Annotated in this window: 19 protein-coding genes and 1 pseudogene; 8 read left to right on the plus strand and 12 right to left on the minus strand. The window is 71.3% G+C overall.

The window, feature by feature from the left end; all coding sequences use genetic code 11:
- Window position 1: 1 nt before the first annotated feature.
- The 3 genes and pseudogenes from CHC09_RS01390 to CHC09_RS01400 form a co-directional block, all read right to left on the minus strand.
- A complete protein-coding gene (locus CHC09_RS01390; RefSeq protein ID WP_307833925.1) occupies window positions 2-610 on the minus strand; it encodes a TetR/AcrR family transcriptional regulator in 609 nt (202 codons plus the stop codon).
- Window positions 568-1,881, minus strand: a pseudogene (locus CHC09_RS01395) (isoprenylcysteine carboxylmethyltransferase family protein). Before CHC09_RS01395 ends, CHC09_RS01390 begins: the two are co-directional and overlap by 43 nt.
- Window positions 1,878-2,819: a hypothetical protein gene (locus CHC09_RS01400; protein WP_239138100.1), complete on the minus strand. Its 942-nt coding sequence runs from the start codon at window positions 2,817-2,819 to the stop codon at window positions 1,878-1,880. The pseudogene CHC09_RS01395 and the gene CHC09_RS01400 overlap by 4 nt, the downstream one beginning before the upstream one ends.
- Before the next feature lie 185 nt (window positions 2,820-3,004).
- Here CHC09_RS01400 and CHC09_RS01405 point away from each other — a divergent pair, with 185 nt between their 5' ends.
- From CHC09_RS01405 to CHC09_RS01415, 3 genes are all read left to right on the plus strand, one after another.
- Window positions 3,005-3,559 (plus strand): hypothetical protein, encoded by a 555-nt coding sequence (locus CHC09_RS01405; RefSeq protein ID WP_089291088.1) that lies wholly within the window; start codon window positions 3,005-3,007, stop codon window positions 3,557-3,559.
- Window positions 3,560-3,704: 145 nt separating this feature from the next.
- Window positions 3,705-4,427 (plus strand): HipA family kinase, encoded by a 723-nt coding sequence (locus tag CHC09_RS01410; RefSeq protein WP_089291089.1) that lies wholly within the window; start codon window positions 3,705-3,707, stop codon window positions 4,425-4,427.
- Window positions 4,424-4,795 (plus strand): DUF3037 domain-containing protein, encoded by a 372-nt coding sequence (locus tag CHC09_RS01415; protein ID WP_179276914.1) that lies wholly within the window; start codon window positions 4,424-4,426, stop codon window positions 4,793-4,795. The genes CHC09_RS01410 and CHC09_RS01415 overlap by 4 nt, the downstream gene beginning before the upstream one ends.
- Here the strand turns inward: CHC09_RS01415 and CHC09_RS01420 are convergent.
- Together CHC09_RS01420 and CHC09_RS01425 are read right to left on the minus strand one after the other, a co-directional pair.
- On the minus strand, window positions 4,772-5,662 hold the full coding sequence (locus tag CHC09_RS01420) for a transglutaminase-like domain-containing protein (RefSeq protein ID WP_089291090.1): 891 nt from the start codon (window positions 5,660-5,662) through the stop codon (window positions 4,772-4,774). The two genes, CHC09_RS01415 and CHC09_RS01420, sit on opposite strands and share 24 nt — an antisense overlap.
- Before the next feature lie 5 nt (window positions 5,663-5,667).
- Window positions 5,668-6,498, minus strand: coding sequence for a MerR family transcriptional regulator (locus CHC09_RS01425; RefSeq protein WP_089291091.1), 831 nt, complete (start codon window positions 6,496-6,498; stop codon window positions 5,668-5,670).
- Between the two features lie 76 nt (window positions 6,499-6,574).
- Between CHC09_RS01425 and CHC09_RS01430 the strand changes: the two genes are divergently transcribed.
- The 3 genes from CHC09_RS01430 to CHC09_RS01440 all read left to right on the plus strand — a co-directional run bounded on the left by CHC09_RS01430 (window position 6,575) and on the right by CHC09_RS01440 (window position 9,746).
- A complete protein-coding gene (locus CHC09_RS01430) occupies window positions 6,575-7,642 on the plus strand; it encodes an ATP-dependent DNA ligase (RefSeq protein WP_089291092.1) in 1,068 nt (355 codons plus the stop codon).
- Between the two features lie 99 nt (window positions 7,643-7,741).
- Window positions 7,742-9,271 (plus strand): alpha/beta hydrolase, encoded by a 1,530-nt coding sequence (locus tag CHC09_RS01435; protein ID WP_089291794.1) that lies wholly within the window; start codon window positions 7,742-7,744, stop codon window positions 9,269-9,271.
- A gap of 19 nt (window positions 9,272-9,290) precedes the next feature.
- The gene (locus tag CHC09_RS01440) at window positions 9,291-9,746 is read left to right on the plus strand and encodes a GNAT family N-acetyltransferase (RefSeq protein ID WP_089291093.1); all 456 of its coding nucleotides are present in this window, start codon (window positions 9,291-9,293) and stop codon (window positions 9,744-9,746) included.
- Here CHC09_RS01440 and ligD read toward each other — a convergent pair.
- The 3 genes from ligD to CHC09_RS01455 all read right to left on the minus strand — a co-directional run bounded on the left by ligD (window position 9,736) and on the right by CHC09_RS01455 (window position 11,996).
- Window positions 9,736-10,758, minus strand: a complete 1,023-nt coding sequence (gene ligD / locus CHC09_RS01445; protein ID WP_089291094.1) for a non-homologous end-joining DNA ligase — start codon at window positions 10,756-10,758, stop codon at window positions 9,736-9,738. The genes CHC09_RS01440 and ligD overlap by 11 nt on opposite strands.
- A gap of 76 nt (window positions 10,759-10,834) precedes the next feature.
- Window positions 10,835-11,410 carry a hypothetical protein gene (locus CHC09_RS46080; RefSeq protein ID WP_179276915.1) on the minus strand — a complete coding sequence of 192 codons (576 nt, stop codon included), beginning with the start codon at window positions 11,408-11,410 and terminating at the stop codon, window positions 10,835-10,837.
- 100 nt (window positions 11,411-11,510) lie between these two features.
- Window positions 11,511-11,996: a hypothetical protein gene (locus tag CHC09_RS01455; RefSeq protein WP_089291096.1), complete on the minus strand. Its 486-nt coding sequence runs from the start codon at window positions 11,994-11,996 to the stop codon at window positions 11,511-11,513.
- Between the two features lie 73 nt (window positions 11,997-12,069).
- Between CHC09_RS01455 and msrB the strand changes: the two genes are divergently transcribed.
- Window positions 12,070-12,477 (plus strand): peptide-methionine (R)-S-oxide reductase MsrB, encoded by a 408-nt coding sequence (msrB, locus tag CHC09_RS01460; protein ID WP_089291097.1) that lies wholly within the window; start codon window positions 12,070-12,072, stop codon window positions 12,475-12,477.
- Here msrB and CHC09_RS01465 read toward each other — a convergent pair.
- Together CHC09_RS01465 and CHC09_RS01470 are read right to left on the minus strand one after the other, a co-directional pair.
- On the minus strand, window positions 12,455-12,943 hold the full coding sequence (locus CHC09_RS01465) for a dihydrofolate reductase (RefSeq protein WP_089291098.1): 489 nt from the start codon (window positions 12,941-12,943) through the stop codon (window positions 12,455-12,457). The genes msrB and CHC09_RS01465 overlap by 23 nt on opposite strands.
- Window positions 12,940-13,737 (minus strand): thymidylate synthase, encoded by a 798-nt coding sequence (locus CHC09_RS01470; protein WP_089291099.1) that lies wholly within the window; start codon window positions 13,735-13,737, stop codon window positions 12,940-12,942. Before CHC09_RS01470 ends, CHC09_RS01465 begins: the two co-directional genes overlap by 4 nt.
- A 65-nt stretch (window positions 13,738-13,802) precedes the next feature.
- Here CHC09_RS01470 and CHC09_RS01475 point away from each other — a divergent pair, with 65 nt between their 5' ends.
- Window positions 13,803-14,252, plus strand: coding sequence for a GNAT family N-acetyltransferase (locus tag CHC09_RS01475; RefSeq protein WP_089291795.1), 450 nt, complete (start codon window positions 13,803-13,805; stop codon window positions 14,250-14,252).
- 163 nt (window positions 14,253-14,415) lie between these two features.
- Here the strand turns inward: CHC09_RS01475 and hemQ are convergent, their stop codons facing one another.
- Window positions 14,416-15,117, minus strand: coding sequence for a hydrogen peroxide-dependent heme synthase (gene hemQ / locus CHC09_RS01480; RefSeq protein ID WP_089291100.1), 702 nt, complete (start codon window positions 15,115-15,117; stop codon window positions 14,416-14,418).
- A complete protein-coding gene (gene hemG, locus CHC09_RS01485; protein WP_179276916.1) occupies window positions 15,114-16,514 on the minus strand; it encodes a protoporphyrinogen oxidase in 1,401 nt (466 codons plus the stop codon). Before hemG ends, hemQ begins: the two co-directional genes overlap by 4 nt.
- Window positions 16,515-16,561: the final 47 nt, after the last annotated feature.

Raw genomic sequence — 16,561 nt, forward strand, 5'->3', positions numbered from 1 at the left:
GCTATTTCCGCCCGGCCCGCTTGATCCTCGAGCGCAGCACCCGGGTGGCCAGCGGGCCCAACTCGTCCATCACCTCGACCAGCACCGCGAGCTGGTCGATCGCGTCGAGCGCCCGCCGGCCACCCTCCGCGTCGATCCCCTCGAAGAGCTCCAGCCCGACGAAGGCCGACGAGATCGCCTGCGCCAGCCCCGGCACGTCGGCCACCTCGGCGATCGGCGATCCGGCCAGCACCCGGTGCAGCACCGTCTCGATCTCGGCGGTCCAGAGCTGGAACGTGCCCCGGATCGACTCGGCCAGCCGCTCGTTGTTCTGCGCCGCGGCGAGGGTCTGCGCGAGCACCGACACGTTGCCCTGGGCCAGCTCGGTGGTGTGCAGGTCACGGCCGACCTCGAGCAGCTCGCGCAGCGAGGTGACCGCGGCGAACCGGTCGGCGTAGTACGCCACCCGCTGCTCGGTGGCCTGCCGGCAGGCCGCACCGAGCAGGTCGTCGACCGAGCCGAAGTGGTAGAAGACCAGCGCCTGATTGACCCCGGCCGCGGCGGCGATGCTGCGGGCCGAGGTCCCGGTCACCCCGTGGTCACGCACGGCGGCGAGGGCCCCGTCGAGCAGGCGTTGCTTGGTGTCGCTCACCGTTCTCCTCCGGCCGGGTGGGGTGGTGCGATCTGGGCATCGGTGATCAGTTGCGCGAGACGATCAACCGCCGGGAGGCGAAGAAACCATCCGACGTACGCCCATCCGAGTCCCAGATGATCGAACGCGGACGCGACCGCCGCCACCCCCGTGGCGGAGTATCCGTCGCCGGCCGTGTAACGGGCCCGCCACAACGTCGTCGGATGGGTCGCGGCGGGCACGAGATCCAACCGTACGGGTGATCGCCGCGCCATGAAGTCCCGGGTCGCCGAGCACGGGCCGCAGTCGTCGTCCAGCCAGATCCGGGCCGGCTCGACCGCCGGGTACGGCTGGGCCCGGGGCAGCCAGTCACGCACGTGCCGGCGATAGTCGAGCCATTCGGCGCCGTGCCGTCCGATCAGGTCACCCCGCTCGTGCGGCGCGGCGACACCGGCCGAGAACGCGATCGCGACGAGGGCGGCGGCGGCCAGCGCCAGGCTGTGCGCGACGCCGGCCAGCAGGAGCAGCTCGGCGATCATGCTGAGCTGCATCGGGTTGGCGACATAGGCGTACGGGCCGGTGGTGACCAGCCGCGCGGGCGGATCCCAGGGGAACGGGGTGCCGCCACCGCGTACCGCGAACTCGCGGACCGCGGCCACGGCCGGCAACCCGAGGACGGCGGCGACCTGGGCGAGCACGCCGAGCACCGGACCGGGCAGGTCGAGCAGGTGGCGCCAGGAGCCATCGCCGAGCGTGAACGCCGCGGTCGGCAGCAGCCACAGGATCAGGCCGGTGAAGACGATCATCTGAAGCCCGACCCGCGCGTACAACCGGCGTCCGGTGGCGGTCCAGCGCCCGAGCAACTGGGCCGGGAGAGCGACCACGGCCAGGCCGAGAAACTCGCCGTGCAACCACGACGGTTCGAGGTGGAGCAGCGGCTCGAGGCGGGGCATCGCCAGCAGGTCGATCCAGAACAGCAGACCGAGCGCGACCGGAAGGCGCAGGTAGCGGTGGAGCAGGACCGGGATCGGACCCCAGAGGGCGGCCCAGCCGAGCCACAGGTCGACCGGCATGCCCCGATAGGCGGCGTCGACCTGGGCGAACTCGTACCAGTGGAAGGCGACGGCGAGTTCGTTGAGGGCGGCGATACCGAGCAGGGCGGCCAGGAAGGAGAGGAAGGCGCCCACCCGGTCCTTCCGGCCGCACGGCGTTCCCGCTCCCACCACGGCCAGGGCCGGCAGCAGGAGGGCCAGGTACCGGATCAGCGTCATCGCAGGGCCAGCATGTCCAGCACGTGAGCCGCCCCGGCGTGCATGAAACGATCCTGGAGCGGTCCGAAGTACCAGCTCGGGTCGAGGCCGCGCCGGTAGTCGATCCGCAGCGTGACCGCCGTCCCGCCGGCCACCGCGTGCCAGCTGAGCGTGGCGTCCCGCATGCCCACCCAGCGGTTGGTGATCGAGGTGTCCTCGACGACCGCCCAGGTGACCCGCTCCGGACCGGCATCGCGCACCTCGGTGACGATGTCCCCGCCCGGCCCGTGCGAGCTGCCGTGATAGGCGAATGTCCAGCGGTCCCCGGTCTCGAGACCGTCGCCGTGCACGTGCTCCGGCATCGGCACGCCGAGCGCCCGCAGCGACAGCGACCTGGTGTCCACCGGTGCCGGGCCGGCCTCGATCATCGCCCGTACCTGCTCCGGGGCGAGCGCGACCACCCGGGTGACCTCGACCGACTGATCCGGGTGCACCCGGAAGGCCGGACTCGTCCCCTCGAATCCGCCGGCCAGCAGCAACGGCAGCGGCAGGACGGCCAGGGTGCGGCGCCCCCCACGCTCCGCCGCCCGCAGCACGCCGGTCACCCCGTGCACGACCAGGTATACCAACGGCGCGGCGAGCAGGACGCAGATGGCGCCCTCGTGCAGCCAGACCGCCGCCAGCAGCAGGGCGATCGTCGTCATCCGGAACGCCTTGCCGTGCGCGCTGCGGCCCGGCGTCAGCGCCAGCGCGACCGCGAGCAGGATCGGGAGGGCCACGAAGAGCAGCGCGCTGTCGGCCCGCCCCGACCGCACCGTCACGACGAAGGCCGCCAGCCCGACGACCCCGACCAGCCCCGCGAGCCACCAGTTGGCCGGACGGATCTTGGCCTTCTCCAGCTCCGGTGGCACCGCCCAGTTGTTCGCCGCCGGCTGGGACGACTCCGCTGAGTTCCGCATTCGGATACACCTCACCCCTGTTCAGGAGCGGTCGCCCCCCGTTTGAGCGACCGCTCAAACCGAAGGCTAGACGCATTTGAGCAACTGCTCAAGTCCAGAGAAACGCCAGGCCCGACGGGTTGCGGTGGCGACTTACGTGATTGCGGTGTAAGTATGTAATCACTGCAAGGACCGAGGAGGTCGTCATGCGTTTTCGTCCCGCCCCGCCCGGGGCCCGCACCGAGCCGCCGCCCGCTGACGACGCCGCCGCCTGGGTGACCGGCGCGGTGCCGGACGGGTGGTTCACCGAGCCGCCCGAGGTCGTGGTCGACCGCGACGAGATCATCATCTGGGGCCGGCTGCCCGAGCCGGACCTGGCCGCCGAGGCCACCGACGCCGATCGGGCCGCCGCCCAGGGCGGGCGGATCGCCCAGTTCCGGGAGAACACCCGGGACGACCGGATCCGGGTCGCCCGCCAGGTCGAGCACCGCTACCAGCGCAAGGTCGCCTGGGGTGCACGCTGTGGCGACGCCTCGGAGCTCTACACGCACCTGGCCGCCCCGGTGATGACCCGGCTGCGCCAGCCCGAGCGGCAGGTGCTCGACACCCTGGTCGACGCGGGCGTCGCCCGCTCCCGGTCGGACGCGCTCGCCTGGTGCGTCCGCCTGGTCGGCCAGCACACCGAGGACTGGCTGTCCGACCTGCGCACAGCCATGACAAAGGTCGACGAGCTCCGCCGCCAGGGCCCCAACACCAACTGAGCTGGGGTAACCCAGACCGTCGATGGCGAGAGCGCCGAACTGCGGCCAGCGAAGCGCAGTCGTTTCCGGTGCTCTCGCCATCGGCCTGAAGGGGCGAAATGCCGCCGAGCGAAGCGAGGCAAGCAAGCCCAGCTAGGGTGATCGGGTGCTGCGCGAGGTCACCGCTATCCGTTATGTCACCCCACTGCGAGAGGGTGGTTCGCTGCCCGGCGTCGTCGAGGCCGACGACCTGGGGACATACGTGGTGAAGTTCCGTGGCGCCGGGCAGGGGCCGAAGGCGCTGGTCGCCGAGGTGATCGCCGGGGAGCTGGCGCGCCGCCTCGGCCTGCCGGCGCCGGACCTGGCCCGGGTCGAGCTGGACCCGGTGGTGGCCCGCGCCGAGCCCGACGAGGAGATCCAGGAGCTGATCAAGGCCAGCGCCGGCGGCAACCTCGGGATGGACTTCCTGCCCGGCTCGCTGGGTTACGACCCGATCGCGCATCCGGTCGAGGCCGGCCTGGCCAGCCGGGTCCTCGCGTTCGACGCGTTCGTCGAGAACGTGGACCGCAGCTGGCGCAACCCGAACCTGCTGATCTGGCACGGCGACCTGTGGCTGATCGACCACGGCGCCACCCTCTACTTCCACCACAACTGGGCGCGGGCGGAGAGCGTGGTGCACCGCCCCTACAAGTGGGACGACCACGTGCTCAAGCCCTACGCCACGCTGCTCGCCACCGAGGGTCCGGCGCTCGCCGCCCGGATCACCCCCGAACTGCTCGCCGAGGTGGTCGCGCTGGTCCCGGAGGACTGGCTGGAGGACGGCGACCGGGACGCATACCTCGGCCATCTCACCCGTCGCGCCGCGCAGCCGGAGGCCTGGCTGCCGTGAAGAAGATCCCCTACGAGTACGCCGTCATCCAGGCCGTGCCCCGGATCGAACGCGGCGAAGTGATCAACGTCGGCGTACTGCTCTACTGCCAGCGCCAGGATTTCCTGGCCGCCCGCACCCACCTGGACGAGCGGCGCCTGCTCTGCCTCGACCCGGCCGCCGACGTGACCGCCGTCCGAGGCGCGCTGGAGTCCTGGGAGAAGACCTGCTCCGGCGGTGGCGCGTCCGCCGGGATGAAGCTCGGCGAGCGCTTCCGCTGGCTGGTCGCCCCGCGCAGCACGATCCTCCGGGCCGGCCCGGTCCACATGGGGCTGGCCGACGACGCGGGCGCTGAGCTGGAGCGACTAGTCGGCCTCCTGGTTCACTGACGCCAGCTCCACCGCGTAGCGAGCGCCCCGCGGCGAGGCGCAGAAGACGGTCGCTCCGGGATGGAGCCGGGAGTCCTCGGCATAGCGGGCGCCCAGCTTCTGCTCGGCGGCATCGTCCCCGGCATCGGCGGCGATCAGCAGGTCGGCGATCTCGTCCAGGTGGGTGAGGTCGTCCGGAAGCTCGGTGGGGAGCTCGGACCACTCCATCCGCGAATATGGGATGCCCTCCCCGAAGAGGTCCCAGAGCAGCAGCTCGTCGCCCATCCGGTGGGCCAGCTCCCTCGTCAGATAGTCCAGGATCAGCCACGGCCCGCCGATCTCGTGGTCGGGCCCCACCCCGTACGTCGAAGGGTCGATCTCGCCTCGCCGCATGGCTCGCCAGGTCTGCGCCGCGGTGTGCAACCCGGCCGGGGTCAGCGGCACATCCGAAAGGTCCACCCCGGGGTCCACGCCGATCCACCGCGACCCGTCGTGGTACTCCGCGATCACGTGGTCGACGTGAAAATTCGGCACCAGGTATCCGGCGAAGCCCACCCGGCTGCGCGCCGGGACCCCGTGCGCCCGCAGCGCCGCGACGGTCAGCAGCGCCGCGTCCCGGCAGCAGCCGACCAGCCGCTGCTCGATCGGCCGGGGCGTATCGAGCGGCGCCCCGCCGAACCGCTCGTGGTCGAGATCGAGCATCCGGCTCACCCAGCGTGTGTCGATCTCGGCGAGCCGCGATGGCGGGAAATCGATGCCGGAAGCGCGGTAGTGCACGGTCAGATTGCGCACGACCCCACCGATCGCGGCGACGTCACCGCGCAGCGCGGCGAGCCGCTCGTGGTGCCGGCCCGGGTCGGAGAATCGGGTCTGCCGGGTCCAGTCCATCCTCATCACTCCTCGACAGGTTGAGCCACGCGGCAGAACGGGTCGTCGCCGGCCAGCCGCTCCCAGTGGTTCAGGTAGATCTCCCGGGGCGGACCGGCGGCCACCAGACCGGCCGTGGTCACGTGCTGGTGAACCGCCTCGTAGGCGGCCGTGATCCGGGGGTAGAAGCAGTCGTCGCGCAGCACCTCGGCGTAGGCCAGCAGGCGTCCCGGCTCCAGCCGGAGCGTGATCTCCCCGCTCGGCTCGACCGGTCCCGAGCAGGGCACGCAGACCTCGATGGTGGCCTCGGTGTCCGGGGTGACCAGACCGTGAAAGACCACCCAGTGCTCCGGGCCGTGCACGGCGCCCTGCTCGTCGAGGTGCGCCCGGATCGCCCACTGGGCGGTGCCGATCGCCGGCACCAGGGCCTGCTGATCGACCTGTGCGCGGATGGTGGCCACCTTGCGCCCGGAGCGGCGCTCCATCCGTACGGCATAGTCCCTTTCCGGGTCGTCGCCGTGCGCGAGCCTGGTCCGCAACCAGAGGTAGCTGGATCGGCGCGCCTCCATGGCCGCGTCCTCCCCGGCCCACCAGCGGTCGAGGCGGGTGACCGCTTCCGCGTCGGAGAGTGCGAGCATCTCCCCGATCGCCGCGAGCGGCACGCCGAGCCGGCGCAGCATGCTGATCCGGCGGGCCCGGTCCAGCTGATCGGCGGTGTAGCGGCGATAGCCACTGGGCTCGTCGACCTCGGCGGGCGGCAGCAGGCCGGAGACGTCGTAGAGCCGGAGCGCCTTGATCGAGAGCCCGGCCAGCCGGCCGAACTCCCCGATGGACAAAGCGGTGGGCTGCGATCTCATGCTGTCGATGGTGGAGTCTGCCCCAGGGGCCGGGTAAAGGGCTTCACGCTCGGAACTTTCACGGCAGACTGGGCGGATGCAGCTGCCGATCCAGCACCCGGTCAAGCCGATGCTCGCCAAACCCGTCGCGGAGATCCCACCGGGGCAGATCTACGAGCCGAAGTGGGACGGGTTCCGGTCGATCATCTTCCGGGACGGCGACGAGGTGGAGATCGGCAGCCGGAACGAGAAGCCGATGACCCGCTACTTCCCCGAGGTCGTGCGGGCGGTGCTGGCCAACTTCCCGGAGCGGGCGGTGATCGACGGCGAGGTGATCGTCGCCGACACCGGGCGCAACACCCTCGACTTCGAGGCCCTGCAGCAGCGGATCCACCCCGCGGCCAGCCGCGTCAAGCTGCTCTCCGAGCAGACCCCGGCGGGCTTCGTCGCCTTCGACCTGCTCGCGCTCGGCGACGAGGACCTGACCCTGCTGCCCTTCGGGGAGCGGCGGGAACGCCTGGTGCGGGCGCTGGCCGGGGCCGAGCCTCCGGTGTACGTCACCCCGGCCACCGACGACCTGGCCACCGCCCGGCGATGGTTCGAGCAGTTCGAGGGCGCCGGGCTGGACGGCCTGATCGCCAAGGGCCCGGAGCTGACCTACCAGCCGGACAAACGGGTGATGTTCAAGATCAAGCACAAGCGCACCGCGGATTGCGTGGTGGCCGGCTACCGCGTGCACAAGTCGGCCGAGAACCGGATCGGCTCGCTGCTGCTCGGCCTCTACGACGAGCGGGACGTGCTGGCCTCGGTCGGGGTGATCGGCTCGTTCCCGATGAAGGTGCGCGAGGAGCTGTTCGAGGAGTTGCAGCCGCTGGTCACCGGGTTCGAGGGCCATCCCTGGGACTGGGCCGCGCACGCGCAGGGCGAGCGCACCCCGCGCAAGAACGAGACGAGTCGCTGGAACAGCGGCAAGGACCTGTCGTTCACCCCGCTGCGCCCGGAGCGCGTGGTCGAGGTCCGCTACGACTACATGGAGGGTGTCCGGTTCCGGCACACCGCCCAGTTCGAGCGCTGGCGGCCCGACCGCGAGCCCCGGACCTGCACGTATGAGCAGCTGGAACGCCCGGTGAGCTTCGATCTGGCCGAGGTGCTCACCAGCCGCTGAGCGCCGGGCTCCGGACGACCGGCTAGCCTGGGTGCCCAGCCGTGGAAAGGTCGCCCCGTGCCCCGTCGATCACGTTCGGCCATCGCCCTGCTCGCCGTGATGGTCATGACCACCGGGGGCTGCACCGTGCCCGCGTTCGCGCCGAAGGGCGCGGGTGATCCGGCCACCTCATCGGACGGGGTGCCGGCCGCCGCCTCGACGCTCGGCGCGCCGGCGCAGTGGTCCCCCTGCTCCGGGGTGCCGGAGAAGCTGGTCGGCCGCGGTGCGGCGGGGATGAGCTACGACTGCGCCACGGTCGCGGTGCCGCGCGACTGGTCGCGGCCGAAGAACGGGCAGACGTACGACATCTCGATGATCCGTGTCCACTCCAAGTCGCAGCGCAACCGGATCGGCTCGCTCCTGCTCAACCCCGGCGGCCCGGGCGGCTCCGGCATCGACCTCGCCGTCTACCTCTCGTTCGGGCAGAGCCTGGGCGGCCTGCCCAAGGAGATCACCGACCGGTTCGACCTCGTCGGCTTCGACCCGCGCGGGGTGGGCCGTTCCAGCCCGCTCAAGTGCATCAGCGACAGCGACCAGGACGCCAGCTTCGCCGCCGACCCGGACCCGGTCAGTCAGGCGGAGTTCGACGAGGTCGTGGCGCTGAACAAGCGGATCGCCGACGGCTGCGGCCAGAAGTACGGCGACCAGTTGCCGAACTTCTCCACCGAGCAGGCGGCCCATGACATGGACGCGCTGCGCATCGCGGTGGGTGACAGCAAGCTGAGCTACCTGGGCTTCTCCTACGGCACCCTGCTCGGCGCGACGTACGCGCAGCTCTTCCCGCAGAACATCCGGGCCCTGGTGCTGGACGGCGCGGTCGATCCCACGGAGAGCTACGTGCAGGGGTCGGAGAGCCAGGCCAAGGGCTTCGAGCGGGCGTTCGGCAACTTCACCACGTGGTGCAAGGCGAACGCCGGCAAGTGCCCGGTCTCGGCCGACCCGCGCAAGGCGGTGACCGACGCGCTGGCCAAGGCCGAGTCCTCCCCGGTGAAGTACCGGGACGGGCGCGAGGCCACCTCGGGCTGGGTCTTCGTCGGGCTGATCTCGTCGCTCTACACCGAATCCGGCTGGAGCAGCCTGGCGCAGGCGATCGCCGACCTGGCGGACGGCGACGCCAAGGGCATCCTGGACCTCGCCGACCAGTACGCCGAGCGCGAGCGGGACGGCAGCTACTCCAACCTGTTCGACGCCAACCTCGCGGTGAACTGCGCGGACACCGACGGGGCGCCGACCGTCGCCGAGGTTCGCAAGCTGCAGTCCGAGTGGCGGAAGAAGTACCCGGTCTTCGGCGCCCCGCTGGCGCTGGGCATGCTGCCGTGCACGTACTGGCCGGGCAAACGGGACCCGTTCCCGGCCGGCAAGGCGAACGGGGCACCGCCGATCGTCGTGGTCGGCACGACCGGCGACCCGGCCACGCCCTACGAGAACACCGCGGACCTGGCGAGCATGCTGGGCAGCGGGCACGTGCTGACCTGGGAGGGCGAGGGCCACACGGCGTACCCGTCGACCGACTGCATCGTGTCGGCCGTGGACGGTTACCTCATCGATCTGACAGTGCCGAAAGCCGGCCTGCGCTGTCCGATCAAGTGACGCTGCCAAGATAGCGATCATGGAATTTCGAGTCGCCACCGTCACCGACGTCCCGGCCGTGCTGGCCCTGCTCGCCGACGACGCGATCACCCGGGAACGTGGATACGGCGAGGTTCCGACCGGGCTCGAGCCGACGATCCGGGCCGCCTTCGAGGCGATCGAGGCCGATCCGAACAACGAGCTGATCGTGGCGGTCGAGGACGGTGTGGTCGTCGGCAGCTGCCAGCTCACCTGGATCCCGGGGCTGAGCCGTGGCGGCGGGTGGCGGCTGCTGGTCGAGGCGGTCCGGATCCACGCCGACCGGCGCGGGCGCGGGCTCGGCGCGGAGATGATGCACTGGGCGATCGAGCGGGCCCGGCAGCGCGGTTGCCGGATGGTCCAGCTGACCACGGACAAGCGGCGCACCGACGCGCACCGCTTCTACGAGCGGCTGGGCTTCGTCGCCTCGCACGAGGGCATGAAGCTCACTCTCTGACGCGGTCACGGTCCTTGGAGGGCTGGACCCGCTTCGGCTCGCCCGCCATCTTCGGATGCTCCGGCGGGTACGGCATGTCCCCCAGCCCGGCCTTCTCGTCCCGCTCCACCCACTCCAGCAGCGGCGTCAGGTCGTGCGCGAGGTCGTCGATCCCGGCGTGCGGGTCCCCGATCTCGCCGATCCGCTTCGGCACCGTCCGCAGGTCGAAGTCGTCGGGCTCGACCCGGGTCAGCTCGTCCCAGGTGACCGGCGTGGAGACGGTGGCCCGGGGATTGGCCCGCAACGAGTACGCGCAGGCGATGGTCCGGTCCCGGGCCATCTGGTTGAAGTCCAGGAACACTTTCTGGCCGCGCTCCTCCTTCCACCAGGCGGTGGTGATCCCGGCGGGGTTGCGCCGCTCCACCTCGCGGGCCAGCGCGATCGCGGCCCGGCGCACCTGCACGAAGTCCCAGTGGGGCGCGATCCGGACGTAGACGTGCACGCCCCGGCCGCCGGACGTCTTGGGGTAACCCACCCAGCCGAGCTCGTCGAGCACCTCGTGCACCACCTCGGCGGCGGCGGTCACGTCCCCGAAGTTCAGCCCCGGCTGCGGGTCGAGGTCGATCCGCAGCTCGTCCGGGTTGTCCGGGGTGGACCCGCGGACCGGCCACGGGTGGAACACCACGGTCCCCATCTGCGCGGCCCATGCCACGTGGGCGAGGTCGGCGGGGCAGAGCTCGTCCGCCGTACGCATGCTCGGGAATTTGATCGTCGCGGTCTTGATCCAGTCCGGGACGCCGCGGGTGGGGATCCGCTTCTGGAAGAACGCCTCCCCGTCGAGACCGTCCGGGAAGCGTTGCAGGGTGGTGGGCCGGTCGCGCAGCGCGCGCAGGATGCCGTCGCCGACCGACAGGTAGTACTCGAAGACGTCCCGCTTGGTGTAGCCACGCTCGGCGAAGACGACCTTGTCGGGGCTGCTCAGGCGCACGGTGTGGCCGGCGATCTGGTGTTCTTCCGCAGCGGCTTTCGGCATGTCCCGACCCTATGACAAAAGTCGAGGGCCACCCGACAAAGCCGGGTGACCCTCACAAATCGGACATATATTTAGATCAAGAAACCTTGCGGCGACGGGTGTACCAGAGCGCACCGGCGCCCGCGGTCACGAGCACGGCACCGACGCCGATGGTGGCACCCACCGGACCGCCGGTCAGCGGCAGCGAACCGGAGCTGACCTCGCCCTTGGTCGTCGGCGACGGGGTCGCCGTCGCCGGGCTCAGGCTGGGCGGGATCGAGGCCGCGGCCACCTGCCCGACCGGCAGGCTGGGAGCCGGGCTGCCGTAGCCCTTGTGCCCGCGGGTGGCGCCCGTCGCGGTCTCGCTCGGGGTCACCGCGGCCGGCGCGGCGGCAGCCGGCGCCGTGGTGGCCGCCGGAGCCGTGGTGGCCGCCGGAGCCGCCGCGGCCGGAGCCTCGGAACCGTAACCGGCCTGTCCACGGGTCGGAGCGACCGCGGCCGGAGCCACGGCGCCGTAACCCGCGTGGCCCCGGTCCGGGCTGGCCATGACGGCCGGGTGCCCGGCCTCGACGCCGACAGCGGCGGCGAGAACCGGGGACGAGACGGCGAGCGCGGCGAAGGCGGTGACGCCGGCCGCGGGGAGGCCCACGGCCAGTCGACGAACAAAGCTCATGAGGAGTTCCCGTTCTGTTGCTGTTGAGTACGGTTGCATGGTCGCACGGGAGCTTAGCGGGGAATGCCCGTTTTACCCGAAAAGACCCTCCGGCGCGTCTTCAACTCGGAAGACCACCGAATCGGTGACTTCGCCATAAATGGGACAAAGCAAACACCTTGAGCTCGAACTGCGGGTCCGCGGCGAACAGGCCCCCGCTGTACGGAGCGTGAAGCTGCACGCTGGCCCCCGAATCGAGGTAGACCGAGACCACGTTGCGCCGGCCCCGGCGCTCCGCGCGCAGGTCGACCACGTGCTTCCAGGCCGCCTCGCCCTCCCCCAGCAACGACGACGTCCGGATCCCCCGGCTGCCGACCTCGACCCCGGTCCGGCGGCCCGACATGATCCCGATCGCGACGCCGAGCAGCAGCGGCGCGAACACCAGCAGCGCCCAGGACCAGCCCGGCGGGCTCACCGGCCCCGGCCAGAACAGGGTCGCGATCACCCCCGTCGTGACACTCGCCGCCGCGCTCAGCGCGCCGAGGTAGAGGCCGTGGCCGAACGCCTGCTGGAAGGTCGGCCGGAACGTCGGGGATGCAGCTTCCATAGACGGCTCAACGGTTCGACGGCGCGCGCCGCCGCACCGCCGGTGCGACGGCTCACGACGTACGGTTGACGGCATGGCAACTGAGGAGACCGCGCTGCCCACCACTGAGGACGAGTGGCGGATCCGGCTCAACCCGGCCGAGTTCAAAGTGCTCCGCGAGGCGGGCACCGAGCCCCCCTGGAGCGGGGAGTATGTCGAGACCAAGACCGAGGGGATGTACCGCTGCCGCGGCTGCGGCGCTGAGCTCTACCCGAGCGACACCAAGTTCGACTCGCACTGCGGCTGGCCGTCGTTCGACGACGCCATCCCGGGCGCGGTCAAGGAGATCGAGGACCGCACCCTCGGGATGACCCGCGTCGAGATCCGGTGCACGCGCTGCGACGGGCACCTGGGCCACGTGTTCCGGGGCGAGGGCTTCACCCCGAAGAACACGCGGCACTGCGTGAACAGCCTGTCGATCAGGCTCGACCCGCGGGACTGATCGGCGACTCGAGGTCCTCGACCAGGAACCGGACGCCGTTCGACGCGGTCAGCCATCCCGTGGAGGCGGTCACCCGCCACTCCGGGCCGAGCTCCGGGGCGTAGGTGTCACCCGTGACGTCCAGGTCGACGGTCGTCCGCACGATGTGCCCGGCCCTGGGCAGCAGAGCGGCGTAGACCGCCGCGCCGCCCATCACCCAGAAGTCGTCCCCGGCGATCTCCGCCGGATCGTGGACGACCTCCGCGCCCTCCGCCGACCAGGACCGGTCCCGGGTGAGCACCACGTTGCGCCGCCCCGGAAGGGGGCGGCGCGGCAACGAGTCCCAGGTGGCGCGGCCCATCACCACGGTCGCGCCCATCGTGCGCTCCTTGAAGATCGCCTGCTCGCCCGGGACGTGCCAGGGGATGGCTCCCCCGGCGCCGATCACCCGGTTCCGGGCCTCGGCCCAGATCATGTGCACGGTCATACGGCCACCGGCGCCTTGATCGCCGGGTGGTGGCGGTAGTCGATCAGATGGAAGTCCTCGAAGCGGTGGGAGAACAGATCCGGCGCGGGGGCGATCTCCAGTTCGGGGAACGGGTACGCGTCCCGGCTGAGCTGTTCCCGCACCTGCTCGACGTGGTTGTCGTAGATGTGGCAGTCGCCGCCGACCCAGATGAAGTCACCCGGCATCAGCCCGACCTCGTCGGCGATCATGCGGGTGAGCAGGGCGTACGACGCGATGTTGAACGGCACGCCGAGGAAGAGGTCGGCGCTGCGCTGGTAGAGCTGGCAGGAGAGCCGGCCGTCGGCGACGTAGAACTGGAACATCGCGTGGCACGGCATCAGCGCCATCTTGCCCAGATCGCTCACGTTCCAGGCCGAGACCAGCATGCGCCGCGAATCCGGGTTCTTTCGGAGAGTGTCCAGAATCTCGGAGATCTGGTCGATGTTCCCCTCGGGCGACGGCCAGGACCGCCACTGGTAGCCGTAGACCGGGCCCAACTCCCCGTCCGGGGCGGCCCACTCGTCCCAGATGGTCACACCCTGGTCGCGCAGCCACTGGACGTTCGTGTCCCCGCGGAGGAACCAGAGCAGCTCGACGGCGATCGACTTGAAGTGCACCCGCTTCGTCGTGACCAGCGGAAACCCCTGGGACAGGTCGTAGCGCAGGCGCTCACCGAAGAGGCTGCGGGTGCCGGTCCCGGTGCGGTCGCTCTTCGCGGTCCCGGTCTCCAGCACCCGCCGGAGAAGTTCTTCGTACTGCGTGTCAACGGCCATGGCCCTTTTCTAACAGACCGCCGTAGACCGCCGGACGCTCCTCCACAAGCGAATACGCTGTGCCGATGCACCCGGAACCACACGACGAGCCGCGTGTCGCGTCCTTCCGCGACCTCACCACCACCACGCTGTACGAGATCCTCCGCCTGCGCAGCGACGTGTTCGTGGTCGAGCAGCAGTGCGTCTACCCCGACCTGGACGGTCGCGACACCGAACCCGGCACCCGGCACGTGTGGTTCGCCCGCGACCGGGAGATCCGCGCCTATCTACGGATCCTCGACGACCACGGCGTGGAACGGATCGGCCGCGTGGTGACGGCCAAGTCCGCACGGGGCACCGGGCTGGCCGGCCGACTGCTGGAGCACGCCCTGGAAATCATCGGCAACCGCCCCAACGTCCTCGACGCCCAGTCATACCTGACCAAGTTCTACACCCGCTACGGCTTCAAACCCACCGGCCCCGAATTCATCGAAGACGGAATCCCCCACACCCCCATGCGCCGCCCACCCCACTAACAACACCCACCCTTAACCACACCCCCGGCGATTGCCGCCGATGAGTTGAGGCCCGGTTTTCCGACGGCCGCGGGTTTTGCGGACGTTGGAAAACCGGGCCTCAACTCATCGGTTACAAGGCAATCGCCCGCGGAGCGAAGCGAAGCCAAACCAGCAGAGCTAGCTAAGGCAGCGCCGCAGCCAATTCGCTGATCGAGCGGCGCCGGCCGGTGTAGAACGGCACCTCCTCGCGGACATGCCGGCGCGCCCGGGAGGCCCGCAGGTCACGCATCAGATCGACGATCCGGTGCAGCTCGTCCGCCTCGAACGCCAGCATCCACTCGTAGTCGCCGAGGGCGAACGACGCGACCGTGTTGGCGCGCACGTCCGGGTACCCGCGGGCCATCTGGCCGTGCTCGGCGAGCAGCTCGCGGCGCTCCGCGTCGGGCAGCAGGTACCACTCGTAGGAGCGGACGAACGGGTAGACGCAGACGTACGACCGGGCCTCCTCGCCGGCCAGGAACGCCGGCAGGTGGCTCCGGTTGAACTCGGCCGGCCGGTGCAGCGCCATCTGCGACCAGACCGGGACCAGGTGCCGGCCCAGCACGGTGCGCCGGAACAACGAGTACGCCTCCTGCAGGGCGTCCGGGTCGCCGGAGTGCCACCAGATCATGATGTCCGCGTCGGCACGCAGCCCGGACACGTCGTAGGTGCCGCGGATCGTCACGTCCTTCGCCGCCAGCTGCTCGAAGAGCGCGTCGACCTCACCGGCCAGGTTGTCGCGCAACGCCGGCAGCGGGGTGGACACCCGGAAGACCGACCACATCGTGTACCGGATGGTGGCGTTGAGCTCGTTGATCCGAGCCGCGTTGGTCTGCTCGCTCATGCTTCCTCCAAGTAACTGCTCACATCATCCGCCGCCCGCTCACCACTGGCCACACAGACCGGGATGCCCACCCCGTCCAGGGCCGCGCCGGCCAGCGCCAGCCCCGGGGGCAACGCGGCCCGTGCCGCCCGCACCCGATCCGGGTGGCCCGGCGTGTACTGCGGCAATCCGCCGCCCCAGCGCTGGATCCACGACTCGGCCGCCGGCGGCAGCTTCCGGCCGGCCAGCTCGCCCAGTTCCCGGTGCGCGATCTCGAGCAGCTCCGGGTCGCTCAGCTGCAGGCGCTCCTGCTCGCCGGCCCGGCCCAGCGAGGCCCGCACGATCACCGGCCCGTCCGGCCCGGTCAGGTGCGGCCATTTCCGGGTGAAGAAGGTGGCCGCCTTGACCAGGGTGCCCTCGCCCGGCGGGACCAGGAAGCCGGAGAGCTCCGGCAGCGGTGTGCCGGGCGGCAGGGCCATCCCGACCAGCGCGACACTGGCATAGTCGAGCTCGCCGATCGGCGCCGCGGCCTGCGGCGCGACGCCGGACAGCAGCCGGGCCGCCGGCTTCGCCGGGACGGCCAGGATCACCGCGTCCACCTCGTCGGTGCGCGGGTCCGGCACCGCTCCCAGGGTGAGCCGCCATCGACCACCGGTACGAACGATCTCCCGCACCGGCAGTCCGAGACTGATCCGCGCCCCGGCCGCCGCGACGGCCGCCCCGATCAGCCGGCTCATCCCGCCGTCCACGGCCGCGAAGACCGGCTGCCCGGGGGTTCGCTTGCTGAGCGCCTGGGCCGCCCGGACCGCGCCCCGCAGCGTGTGCTCGGTCTCCGCGGTGCGGGCCAGCTGCGGCATCGTGGCGCGCAGCGAGAGCCGGTCGGCGCGGCCCGCGTAGACCCCGCCGAGCATCGGGTCGACCAGCCGCTCCACCACCTGGGCGCCGTACCGCGAGCGGACCAGCTCACCGACCGCGATGTCCTCGCCCGGGGCGAGCAGCGGACGGCCGGTGTCCCGGTCGGCGGAGTCCTCCGGCAGCGCGACCCCGTCCAGGGCCGACAGGTCGCCGGGCACGCCGACCAGGGTGCCCGGCGGAATCCGGACCAGCTCGCCGCCGATCGCCAGCGCGGCCGGCTGGGCGGCCGGATGCACCAGGGCGTCACCCAGGCCGACCCGGCGGGCGAAGGCCACCGCCGGGGACTCGCCGCCGTCGGGGCCGCTGTTCAGGAACGACTCGGCGCCGCGCTCGACCGGGACGCCGGTCAGCTCACCGGTGCGCAGTTTGCCGCCGAGGGCGTCGCCCTGCTCGTACACGATGATCTCGGTGTCCGCGGGCATCACGTCCCGCAGCCGCACGGCGGCCGCCAGCCCGGCGATGCCGCCGCCGATGACCGCGATCCGCTTCCGCACGCTCCCCACCCTCCCAGGCCGCGCGCTCCGCCGCCCAGCGGGGTCAGCCTGTGTGA

Source organism: Actinoplanes regularis (assembly GCF_900188005.1).
Taxonomy (GTDB): Bacteria; Actinomycetota; Actinomycetes; order Mycobacteriales; family Micromonosporaceae; genus Actinoplanes; species Actinoplanes regularis.